Annotated in this window: 12 protein-coding genes; all 12 read right to left on the reverse strand. The window is 39.9% G+C overall.

The window, feature by feature from the left end; translation table 11 throughout:
• Nucleotides 1-136: 136 nt before the first annotated feature.
• The 12 genes from tsf to flhA all read right to left on the reverse strand — a co-directional run bounded on the left by tsf (nt 137) and on the right by flhA (nt 11,662).
• Entirely contained in the window at nt 137-1,021 is an 885-nt protein-coding gene (tsf, locus tag BPOF4_RS11570; RefSeq protein ID WP_012959360.1) for a translation elongation factor Ts, read from the reverse strand.
• Nucleotides 1,022-1,167: 146 nt separating this feature from the next.
• On the reverse strand, nt 1,168-1,890 hold the full coding sequence (rpsB, locus tag BPOF4_RS11575; protein WP_031311530.1) for a 30S ribosomal protein S2: 723 nt from the start codon (nt 1,888-1,890) through the stop codon (nt 1,168-1,170).
• A gap of 164 nt (nt 1,891-2,054) precedes the next feature.
• Entirely contained in the window at nt 2,055-2,621 is a 567-nt protein-coding gene (locus tag BPOF4_RS11580; protein WP_012959362.1) for a DUF6115 domain-containing protein, read from the reverse strand.
• Nucleotides 2,622-2,676: 55 nt separating this feature from the next.
• Nucleotides 2,677-3,012 carry a hypothetical protein gene (locus BPOF4_RS11585; protein ID WP_012959363.1) on the reverse strand — a complete coding sequence of 112 codons (336 nt, stop codon included), beginning with the start codon at nt 3,010-3,012 and terminating at the stop codon, nt 2,677-2,679.
• A gap of 12 nt (nt 3,013-3,024) precedes the next feature.
• Nucleotides 3,025-4,404, reverse strand: coding sequence for a DUF342 domain-containing protein (locus BPOF4_RS11590; RefSeq protein ID WP_012959364.1), 1,380 nt, complete (start codon nt 4,402-4,404; stop codon nt 3,025-3,027).
• 37 nt (nt 4,405-4,441) lie between these two features.
• A complete protein-coding gene (locus BPOF4_RS11595; protein WP_012959365.1) occupies nt 4,442-5,215 on the reverse strand; it encodes a FliA/WhiG family RNA polymerase sigma factor in 774 nt (257 codons plus the stop codon).
• A 63-nt stretch (nt 5,216-5,278) separates the two neighbouring features.
• Nucleotides 5,279-5,767 (reverse strand): chemotaxis protein CheD, encoded by a 489-nt coding sequence (locus BPOF4_RS11600; protein ID WP_012959366.1) that lies wholly within the window; start codon nt 5,765-5,767, stop codon nt 5,279-5,281.
• Nucleotides 5,760-6,398, reverse strand: a complete 639-nt coding sequence (locus tag BPOF4_RS11605; protein WP_041822889.1) for a chemotaxis protein CheC — start codon at nt 6,396-6,398, stop codon at nt 5,760-5,762. The genes BPOF4_RS11600 and BPOF4_RS11605 overlap by 8 nt, the downstream gene beginning before the upstream one ends.
• Before the next feature lie 23 nt (nt 6,399-6,421).
• Nucleotides 6,422-7,513, reverse strand: a complete 1,092-nt coding sequence (locus tag BPOF4_RS11610; RefSeq protein WP_012959368.1) for a protein-glutamate methylesterase/protein-glutamine glutaminase — start codon at nt 7,511-7,513, stop codon at nt 6,422-6,424.
• 105 nt (nt 7,514-7,618) lie between these two features.
• Entirely contained in the window at nt 7,619-8,476 is an 858-nt protein-coding gene (locus BPOF4_RS11615; protein ID WP_012959369.1) for a MinD/ParA family protein, read from the reverse strand.
• Complete coding sequence (flhF, locus tag BPOF4_RS11620; RefSeq protein ID WP_012959370.1) at nt 8,469-9,629, reverse strand: flagellar biosynthesis GTPase FlhF; 1,161 nt, start codon at nt 9,627-9,629, stop codon at nt 8,469-8,471. The genes BPOF4_RS11615 and flhF overlap by 8 nt, the downstream gene beginning before the upstream one ends.
• Nucleotides 9,626-11,662 carry a flagellar biosynthesis protein FlhA gene (flhA, locus tag BPOF4_RS11625; protein WP_012959371.1) on the reverse strand — a complete coding sequence of 679 codons (2,037 nt, stop codon included), beginning with the start codon at nt 11,660-11,662 and terminating at the stop codon, nt 9,626-9,628. The genes flhF and flhA overlap by 4 nt, the downstream gene beginning before the upstream one ends.
• Between the last annotated feature and the right edge of the window lie 20 nt (nt 11,663-11,682).

An 11,682-nucleotide genomic window follows, 5' to 3' on the forward strand; every position in this document is an offset into this window, starting at 1 on the left:
ACTTAAACTCTCGCTTTAATACTCAATAAAAGATTTCAGGCATGATTTTGCCAATCTATTTTATGGACATTATTAAATATACCATTACTTACAACCTCTTGAAAAAAGGGACACAGTGTGCCCCCTCTTAGCTGGATTACTTTTTAACTTGTGACATAACTTCTTCAGCGAAGTTATCTTCACGCTTCTCCATACCTTCTCCAACTTCATAACGGATGAATGATTTAACAGAAGCGTTTTTGTTTTGTACATATTTACCTACTTTTTGATCGCCATCTTTAACGAAAGGCTGATCAAGTAAACAAACTTGCTCGAAGTATTTGCTTAGGCGGCCTTCAACCATTTTTTCTACAATGTTCTCTGGCTTACCTTCGTTTAATGCTTGCTGCTTTAATACTTCACGCTCACGGTTAACTTCTTCTTGTGATACTTCATCACGAGAAACGTACGTAGGGTTGATAGCAGCTACGTGCATAGAGATATCTTTTGCAAGATCAGCATCAGTTGAGTCTCCTACTACAGAAAGAACTCCGATACGACCTCCCATGTGCAGGTACTCACCAAATACGTCAGCATCTGTTTTCTCAACTAACTCAAAGCGGCGAAGAGAGATCTTCTCACCAATTTTAGCGATTGACGCATTGATGTACTCTTGTACAGTTTGGCCTTCACCTTTAAAAGGTTGACCCATTGCTTCTTCAACAGAAGCCGGAGTTTGAGTTAATACGTGCTCAGCTAATTCTTGAACTAACTTTTGGAAGTTTTCGTTTTTAGCAACGAAATCTGTCTCAGAGTTAACTTCAACAATTACTGCTTTATTTCCTTCAGCTTTAACTACTGTAAGACCTTCTGCAGCTACACGATCTGCTTTTTTAGCAGCTTTTGCAATACCTTTTTCACGAAGTAGGTCAATTGCTTTTTCCATATCCCCATCTACTTCTGTTAAAGCTTTCTTACAATCCATCATACCTGCGCCTGTTTTTTCACGTAATTCTTTTACCATTGCTGCTGTTACTGCCATGTCAAAACGCCTCCTTAAATTGTCAGTATGTCACACATGCCAAGAGAACAAACATCAAAGCTTGTCCTTATGTATGTCATGTTCTTATTTCGTAAAAAAAGTGGCAAAGGGTCATCCCCTTCACCACCCTTTTTGATCAAATGAAATTAAGCAGTAGTTGTTTCTTCAGCAACTACTTCTTCTTCCTCACCTGAAGTAGCTTCGATCACTGCATCCGCCATTTTACCAGTAAGAAGTTTTACTGCACGAATTGCATCATCGTTACCAGGGATTACATAGTCAATTTCATCTGGATCACAGTTCGTATCTACAATCGCAACAATTGGAATGTTCAGCTTGTGAGCTTCCGCAATTGCAATGCGCTCTTTACGTGGGTCGATAACGAATAGTGCATCTGGAATTCCTTGCATGTCTTTAATACCGCCTAAGAACTTTTCAAGACGATCCATTTCTTTCTTAAGAAGAATTACTTCTTTCTTAGGAAGAACATCAAACGTGCCGTCTTCTTGCATCTTCTCTAGATTCTTAAGACGAGTAATACGTTTTTGGATTGTTTCAAAGTTAGTAAGAGTACCACCTAACCAACGTTGGTTGATGTAGTACATGCCACAACGCTCAGCTTCTTCTTTTACTGAATCTTGAGCTTGTTTTTTAGTACCAACGAAAAGGATTTTTCCTCCGTCAGCTGCTAAGTCACGTACAAAGTTGTACGCTTGCTCAACTTTTTTCACTGTCTTTTGAAGATCAATGATATAAATTCCGTTACGTTCTGTGAAGATGTAGCGATCCATTTTTGGGTTCCAGCGACGAGTCTGGTGACCGAAGTGTACCCCAGCTTCTAGTAATTGTTTCATGGAGATTACTGCCACATCAAACACCTCCTTCAATAAATGGTTTTTTTGTCCTCCGCTCTCATCATCTTTAAGCGAGACTGCAAATGCAGCACCAACGCTTAAATTAGAGGCGTGTGTGATTAACACCGTGGATTAATATACCACATCCAATGCCTTGTTGCAAGTTATTCCAACTTCTTTTAGCGATAAAATTTCAAAATAAGTTCTACTTCCCCTTTGCCTAATTGAAGTTGTTTGGCAATTTGTTCGGCATTTAGCCCTCTTTTTGACAGCATCAATACATTTGCCGTGTCAGACTGCTCAAAAATCGCTGCTGATTCTTCATTACATGAAGGTGAAGGTGGAAGATAGTCATTGTATTTTTCGTCTAGGAACGGATCTTTTTCCTGCTCAATATTTACAGGCTTCTTAATTTGAGGATGATCATCCCGGCTTTTAAATGTTTTCCCATCCCTTTTATCTTGCTGAAGAGAGGTTGACTGACCTTGCTCGTTATTTTCTCCTTTGCTTTTGTTTTCACGAGGAGAAGGCACCTCTTTTAACTGCTTTATTTCATACAGCAGCCGTTCATTCTCTTCTTTCATCTCAGATGTGTAGGCAAAAAGTAAATCCTCTATTTCCCTTTTTACTTTTTCATTTTCAGTATGACCAGAAGGTGGCCCAACGCTTATTTTTTTGGCTAATGTCATCATCCACAGGATCGTTAAGCCGTGCAGCAGCAAGCTGATCGTTAATATATATACCATCTAGAACCTTTCCTTTCATTTACATGAAGACAAAACAGCATGAACGACAGAATGGTCAACCCGAAAAATCAATAAATTTCCCTTTATAAGGATGAGAATTATTTAGCTCAACCTCATCATTTTTGTTGTTTGCGCCTTTTTGATTTGAATCATTTTCATTATTCTTTTTTTTCCTATCTTTATTGCTTTGATCTCGTTCTTTTTGAAGTTTACTTTTCTCTGACTCTTGTGTTTTCGTGACTTGCTTACGCTTTAAACGATCTTCCGCTTCTAGCTGTTGTCCGATAATTTCCTGAGAAACTTGGCCTCTTTGCTGCATTTGTTCTTGAAGTTTGCCTGTCTTTTGAGATTGCGGAAAGGAACCTTGTACTTCAATAGGCTTTATACTCATGTCGTCATCTCCTTAAAGACTTGCAATCGTAATCTCACGATCTATTAAAGAAATTCTAGCATACTGATGAGGAGCTACAAGCTTTCTGCGGTACTTGCCAAAATGAATATCGACATTCGGATAGATTGTCTGCTGCACATATACGGCTCCATGCCGCTGCCTTTCTTCTGAAACTCCATAAGATTCAAGCTCGTCAGTTGATTGATCTAATAATTCTTTAGCAGCTCTAAAGGAATGCTGAACTCTAAGCATTAAGATCTTCTCTTTTCCGGTAAGAGCCTTGGTTTTATGTTTGTCCATATACACTTTTAGCAGTTTGCCTAGTTTCACCAACTCGTCCTGGGCCTTTTTTTGATTACTCTCAGCTGCTTTCTGCTTATTCATAAGGCGTGCATTCATTCCTATATACAGCAAGGTTTTTGTCTGCATCGCATTGCCTATCGTTTTAGCCCGGATCTCTTCTCCTGCAGATACCGTTCCTCCGACAATATTTCCTTTTCCCTTTGTACAGATAATGGACCTGCCGGCAATACTTGAGCTGTGCAAAATGGCTTGAGTGACTTCTATCGTTCCATCAGCTTCTACTTCCCCTTGATTGATAAAGGTAGTTTGTATATCCTGCCCAGCTTTAAGAAAACTTTTATGCTGTCCGACAATCCCTGCTCCTACATAGATCGAGCCGCCTGCAAGGAGGCGTGCTCCCTCTACTGTTCCTCTTACTCTTATATCTCCATCAGCTTGTACACTAAACCCAGTTGGTACATTTCCATTTATGATGACGTTACCAACAAAGGTGATGTTTCCAACTTTCATGTCGACATCACCTTTGACTTCAAATATAGGATACACGTGAACTTGCTTCTCGCTCATACTGACTTGACCATTTATTAAAGAATAGACCGCTTGTCCTGTCTCATCCACACGAGTATTTTTACCCTTACGTAAAACAAAGTCTCTGCCAGGAACTGCTTTTAGCTCTTCACCAAAAATGTTCACTCCATTGACCCCGTCTGTTGCTGCTATTTTACAAGCGATCTTCTCTCCTGATGTCACTGACTCGATATCGATAACATCACGCAGGTTGACTGGCCCTAAGCCATCATCATTTGTGGTCTCATGTGAATGGAAAAGTGCTTTTAAATAGGCATGATTTCCATTAACAGCCGGACGCCCTGATGCAACCTTTAGAGGGGATGTTACCGTTTCACCACTTATAAGTAATAAGAGGGATTCTTCAATCAGACCATGGGTAACACCGTATTCTTTTAACCATTCCTCTAACTCGTCTCTAGTGAGTTGATCCTCTTCGTTTCTTTCTTTTATTTGAATCAAGTGCGCCTGCATTTTATCGGTTGAGACGTCTATTTTAAAATAATCATCCATTTCTAACATTGACCCGCCCCCAATAACGAGTGATTTCATGTAAGGATTATTTGTTGATGAGCTGATTCATCCTGAAAAGTGCCTTTGAATGAATTTGCGAAATTCTTGATGTCGATAAATTTAAAATATGGCCTATTTCAGTTAACGTTAGCTCGTCAAAATAGAATAGACTAATAACCAGCTTTTCATTTTCAGATAGGCGATTGATCCCTTTTATTAATTCCTCTTTCACCGCTTCAAACATCAGGCTTTCTTCAGGTGTTTTTGTTTGTTTGTCAATAAGCGTTGCAGAATAAGAGGCACTGTTATTTGAATCGCTTCGGTCGGAATCATTTGTTCGTTCATCGATTGATAATAAATTAGATAAATAGTGTTCATTCATGATTTGATAGACTTCTTCTTCAGGCATGTCTAACTTAACTCCAACTTCTTTTGCACTCACATTTCTTCCAAACTCTTGTTCTAATTGCTGGATACATGCTTCTACCCGTTTAATTTTTTCACGCATCGACCTCGGAAGCCAATCCTCTTTACGCAAACCATCTATAATCGCACCACGCACACGAAACGATGCGTATGTATCAAATTTGAGATCTCGATTGGGATTGAACTTTTCTAGCGCATCATATAAACCTAACATTCCATGGCTCGTAAGATCGTCTTTTGAGACATTTTTAGGAAGGCCTACAGAGATTCGTTGTACATGATAGTTCACAATCGGCATGTATAAACGAATTAATTCATCACAAGCATCTAAGTCTCGGCTTGTTAACCACTTATCCCAAATTTTCTGATTTTCATTAGTAGATACACGTGCCATCATTTGTCCCTCCTATCACTACATTCCATTCATCCCAATCAAACTCACTTCGTTAAATGTGTTCTAAATGGCCACGGTCCCCTGATTAACGGTTCTTATATGTAACTTTTTTGTCACAGGATCAAACTCAATTGTTCTACCGCTTTTTCCCCCGACATCACTCGCCAATACTGGGATCCTCAATTGTTTTAATGCAAGCTTAACTGCTTCTACATTTCTTGGTCCGATTCTCATCACATCACTGCCGCTTTGGAAGGTAAACATCTGTGCACCGCCCGCCATCTTGGCTTTAAGGGAGTAAGATCGTGCCCCTTCAGCGATCATTTTGTTAAACAATTCTTTAATCGCTGTATCTGCATATTTCGCTGTATTTAATGTTACTTGTTTTGATTGACTTGAATCAGGGAGCATCACATGGGCCATGCCTGAAATGTTTGTCATTTCATCATAGATGACCACACCTACACAAGACCCTAATCCAGAGGTGCGTATTGTATTGGGCGGTGCGGCAAGCTTTAAATCTGCCATCCCCACTTTGATTACCTCACTCATCAACGTCCACCCCTAAAGCTTTAAAAATCACCTGAAATGAGTCAGGATCTGGCAATAGAAAGAAATGACCTGACGTTTCTTCACTCTTATTGTCTGCTTCTTTTATATGAGTATCGATAACAAGCGCATGGTCACTCACTTCAGAGATTGACATCAGACCATAATTTAATACTGCTCCGACCATATCTATACTCAAACCAGGTACCGTAGGCTGAAGATTAAGTTTAGTAAAGTCTGCTAACGATGAAAGATAAGAGCCTGAGAGGATATTTCCTACTTCTTGTAAAGCAGATAGTCCAATTTGATCAAACGGAGGCTGCTTTAATTGAAAATCCTCGTCTTCAATAAGTGATCGAATTAAGCGCTCGGCTTGGTCGATCTCTGATAAAAAAAACATGCTGCCTGGCGCATCGCCTTCAATCCGCAAAAAAATAGCAGCTACCTCCGCCTCTGCTCCCCCAACTTGATCAGGTAAATCCTGCAGAGGAACCACTCGAACATTAGGAACCTTCATATCTATTTTGCGTCTTAATAATGTAGAAAGCGAAGCAGCTGCATGACCAGCCCCAATATTCCCAATTTCTTTTAACACATCTAAATGAAATGGCTTAAGCTGATTTAGATCTCTCAATTCACCCAATGGATAACTCCCCTTCATTTAAATTGATTAAGATGACGCATAATATGGTCACTTATCTTATCAAGATCACTTATTTCATCAACTAACTGTGCTTCGATTGCTGCTTTTGGCATCCCGTATACTACCGATGTACGAACCGATTCAGCAATAGAAAAACAAAGGCCGTTTTCTTTTAACTTCTCTAAACCTGCTTTGCCGTCTGAACCCATGCCTGTCATAATAACGGCAATTTTTTGTAAGTCAGGAAACTTCGCTAGTGATTCAAATAAGACATCCACTGAAGGTCTATGCCCTCTTCTCATGTCACCTTTATTCAGATGAATAGAATACGCTTGACCCGTTTTCATTATTTCCATATGCGAACCACCAGGTGCAATATAGGCAGTTCCATTTCGAAGGATATCCCCGCCAGCCGCCTCTTTCACATCAATGTGAGAGAGCGTATCTAAACGTTGGGCTAAAGATTGTGTAAATCCGCTTGGCATATGCTGAACAATGACAATCGGTGCATCAATTTCTTTGGGCAGGTTTGTTAATACTTCCTTTAATGCCTTAGGTCCGCCAGTCGATGTTCCAATAGCAATAATTCTTTTATTGCTGCTGCTTGTTGAGTGCTTAGTCACAAAAGGACGGTATGAGGGCATTTGCTGAATATGGCGCTTACTTGTGTTATTAATAAGGTTTGCTTGACTCGCGAGCTTTACTTTCTGCACAATTTCTTTTTCAATCACATGCAGATCTAGGGATATGGCTCCTGAGGTTTTTGCAACAAAATCTACAGCACCAAGCTCCATAGCAAGAAGCGTTTGAAGAGCTCCTTCTTTTGTTAAACTGCTGATCATAACCACAGGAATAGGATCCTGCTTCATTAATTGTTCAAGTGTCGATATCCCATCCATTACAGGCATTTCTACATCTAAGGTAATGACATCCGGAGCAAGAGACACACGTTTTGTGAGGGCTTCTTTTCCATTCCTTGCTGTACCTACAACATGTATATAGGGGTCTTTATTCAACATATCGCTGATTACTTTTCTCATAAATGCAGAATCATCTACTACCAAAACGTTGATCTGCTCTACCATATGATCACCTCTCTCTTTCATATGGACTATCTTCCTGCGTTCTTTCATTTCGTTGTTTATCTTTCGTTATTGTTCATTCATTATTGTTCATTTTCATTAACTTCATTTTCATTAACTTCATTTTCATTAATCAACTATTTTTCGTTTTAGTCCTCTAATAAGTTGACTAAAAGAATAGCTGGGTTTAGGTCTTTTTGTACCTGTATAACGTAAAACCATTTCCCTCATAGCTTTTGATATATTCGATTTTTTATCGAAGTGAACGAACGGTTTTTGTGCTTTGACCGCTCGGCTGACAGAGCGGTCGTCTGGCAGGCTTCCAAGTACACTAATTTCTTTTCTTAGAAATTCTTTTGTTACTCTTTTAAAGTTACTTGCCGTTTGTTCTCCTTCTCGGCTTGTTTCACACCGATTAACAATCACCATTATTTCTTTTGTCTCATCTTCTAAATAGATGTATTTAATCATGGCATAAGCATCGGTCATCGCAGTAGGTTCAGGTGTTGTCACAACCATCACTTCATGAGCGGCAAGAATAAACTTCAAGCCTTCCTTTGTCACACCTGCCCCCATATCAAGAAATATATAGTCATATTCCGTCTCTAATGCTTTTAATTGAGTCAGGAAGCGTTCCATGTCCTCCGTTTTAAGCTCTATCAATTCAGAAAAACCTGAACCTCCTGCTAAGTAAGCTAAATCCTCTGGACCTTTCTCAATAATATCCCAAATCGTCCATTCACTCTTCAGCAGATCAACAATCGTTCGTTTTGATTGCATTCCCATTAAGATATCAAGATTGCCCATTCCAATATCTAAATCAATAATAGCTACTTTTTTATCAAGTTTAATTAAACTAAGAGCAAAATTAAGACATACATTCGACTTCCCTACGCCGCCTTTGCCACTTACTACAGCGACTACTTTAGCTTCCGGTCCGCCCGAATGACTTACAATGCGTCGTAAGCTTTCTGCTTGATCATTCATGTTCAGCTTCCTTTAATACGGGTTCAATTAATTGTTCGATCGTTGCTTCTTTCATATCATCTGGTACATTTTGACCATTGGTAATATAAGCTGCACCTAAGCCAAATTCTAGCGGGACATTAATATAGGCACCATATGACGAGGTTTCATCTTGCTTTGTAAAAATAACTTGTTTAATAGGAAGCAGGGAAAATTGAGCAATGATCTGCTTCATGTCTTCATATTTAGAAGTTAAGGCTAAAACAAGAAGAGTTTCTGCCTCTTCAGTAAAGTCCATGACTTTAGATAACTCTTCGACGTAAAGTTTATTTCTAAAATTTCTTCCTGCAGAATCAACGAGAATCACATCAAAATGCTTATATAAATCTTTCGCTTTTTTAAAATCTTCTATTGAATAAGCAACTTCTATCGGGATATTCAAAATCTTGGCGTATGTTTTCAACTGTTCGACCGCTGCAATTCGATAGGTATCGGTCGTGATAAGAGCTACCTTTTTTTGCTGTTTTAGCACACATTCTGCGGCTATTTTTGCAATGGTTGTTGTCTTGCCTACCCCCGTCGGTCCTACAATATTAATGATTTTCTTTTCAAAGCGAAGGCCGCCTACAGGTAATATGGACAGCTCTTTTTTCAGCCATTCTGCGGTTTGATTTAGTAAAGCTTTCGGGTCTCTATCTTGTTCCGGCTTTTTATACCATTCGTTAAGGAGAGTTCCTAACATTTCAGCACGTATGGAGCGTGAAACCCCCTGCCCTTTTAGTTGGTTCTCTATTGTTTGAAAGGGCAGAGGATATTCTTGTTCAGAAAGCGGTTGTGCAGGCTTTATTTCTTTTATCAGCTTTTTTAATTCATTCACTTCTCTGACTAGATCTTCATCAGAACGTCCTGCTCTCTCGGCTGGTTGTATATTCCTCTCGACTTGTACAGAGGAGGCAGCAGGTGCTCTTCTTACCTCATTTCTTTTTGCCGGCTTATGGTCAGGCATTGGGTCAATGGCTGCTACGACTTCAAGTTTCTTCTTGGTGAAGAAGCCTAGAAATCCGCCCGACTCTACTTCTTTTGAACTTAAAATAACCGCTTCATCACCTAGTTCTGCTCGAATTAGTTTCATAGCTTCGTGCATAGAGGCTGCTGTATATTTTTTTATTTTCATTCTGCATTCACCACTCCAACACTTTGAACTTCTACATTTGCTTCTAATTCGTTATAAGAAAGGACCGGCACATGCGGAAGATAGCGTTCTAATAATTGTCTCACATACATTCTGACAGCAGGGGAACAAAGAATGACAGGCACTTGTCCCATTCCTTGAAGACGGTCAGCTTCGCCGGCAGCTGATTCTAAGATCTGCTGCGATACATTAGGATCCATTGACAAGAAATTTCCATGCTCGGTCTGCTGAACTCCATCAGCAACTTTCTTTTCTACACTTCCACTTAATGTGATGACATAGAGAGGTTCCCCTGGAGTTGTAAACTGCCTAGAAATCTGCCGTGATAAAGACTGTCTTACATACTCTGTAAGGAGATCCATATCTTTTGTCATCTGCCCGTAATCAGCCAATGTTTCAAAAATAATCGGCAAATTACGAATCGAAATGTTTTCTTTCAATAAGTTGGTCAGCACCTTTTGGACTTCTCCAGTAGATAATGTATTTGGCGTCACTTCTTCCACTAAAGCGGGATACGTTTCTTGTAGATGTTCCACAAGCTGTTTCGTTTCTTGACGACCTAATAATTCATGGGCATGGCGTTTGATCACTTCTGTTAAATGGGTGGAAACGACAGAAGGCGGGTCCACTACTGTATAACCTGAGAGTTCCGCTTGTTCTTTCATTTCTTCACCAATCCAGAGAGCCGGCAGACCAAATGCTGGTTCGACTGTATCCACACCAACAATTGATTCATCCTCTACACCAGGACTCATCGCCATATAGTGGTCGAGCAGCAGGTCACCTTTTGCTACTTCATTACCCTTTATTTTAATCGTGTACTCGTTTGGCTGAAGCTGAATATTATCACGAATCCGAATAACCGGAACGATCATACCGAGTTCTAGTGCCATCTGCCTTCTGATCATGACCACTCGATCAAGCAAATCCCCGCCCTGATTTGCATCCGCAAGCGGAATTAACCCGTAGCCAAATTCGAATTCAATCGGATCAATCTGCAGAAGTGAAACCACACTTTCCGGTGATTTCATATCATCTTTTTCTTCTTCCGTTTCTTCTGTTTCTTCCTCTTCAACGGAGCCCTTCTCTATCCTAGACAGTTGAAAGGCCCCAAAGGCAAGCAGTGCAGCCACCGTAAACGTTACAAATTTATCAATCGGTGTTGCTACCCCTAATAAGAAAATCGTACCTGCTGCTACGTAAAGCATTTTTGGAAAGGCAAATAATTGTTTCGTTAAATCTTGGCTCAAGTTACCATCTGAGGCGGCACGTGTGACAATAATACCTGTTGCTGTAGAAATTAACAGGGCTGGAATTTGACTGACAAGACCGTCACCTACTGTTAGAAGGGTATACGTCGTTGCTGCAGTTCCAAGATCCATTCCCATCTGCATCATCCCAATAACAAGACCAAAAATCATATTAATGATAACAATTACAATACCTGCAATCGCATCACCTTTTACGAATTTACTCGCACCATCCATCGCCCCGTAAAAATCAGCTTCTTTTTCAATACGCTCACGACGGCCTTTCGCTTCGGCATCAGAAATCATTCCTGCATTTAAATCAGCATCAATACTCATTTGTTTACCAGGCATCGCATCTAAGGTGAATCTAGCTCCAACCTCTGATACACGTTCAGCCCCTTTGGTAATAACAACAAACTGAATAATAATTAAGATTAAAAAGACTACAAACCCGACAAGGGCGTTACCGCCTACCACATAGTTACCAAATGTGTCGATAACATTTCCTGCTTCTGCATTACCTAAAATAGACCTCGTCGTAGAAACATTTAGTCCCAGCCGGAATAAAGTGACGAGTAATAATAAGGTCGGGAAAATCGAAAATTGCAGTGAATCATTTGTACTCATTGCAACTAAAATGATAATGAGCGCAAGAGAAATATTTATAATAATTAAAAAGTCCAGTATCCCTGGTGGTAATGGAATAATGAGCATAACAACAATTAAAATAACGCCCAGTAATACCGATAAGTCTCTTGGCCTCACAAAACTTCTCTCCTAACTTT

Source organism: Alkalihalophilus pseudofirmus OF4 (assembly GCF_000005825.2).
Classification (GTDB): domain Bacteria; phylum Bacillota; class Bacilli; order Bacillales; family Bacillaceae_D; genus Alkalihalophilus; species Alkalihalophilus pseudofirmus.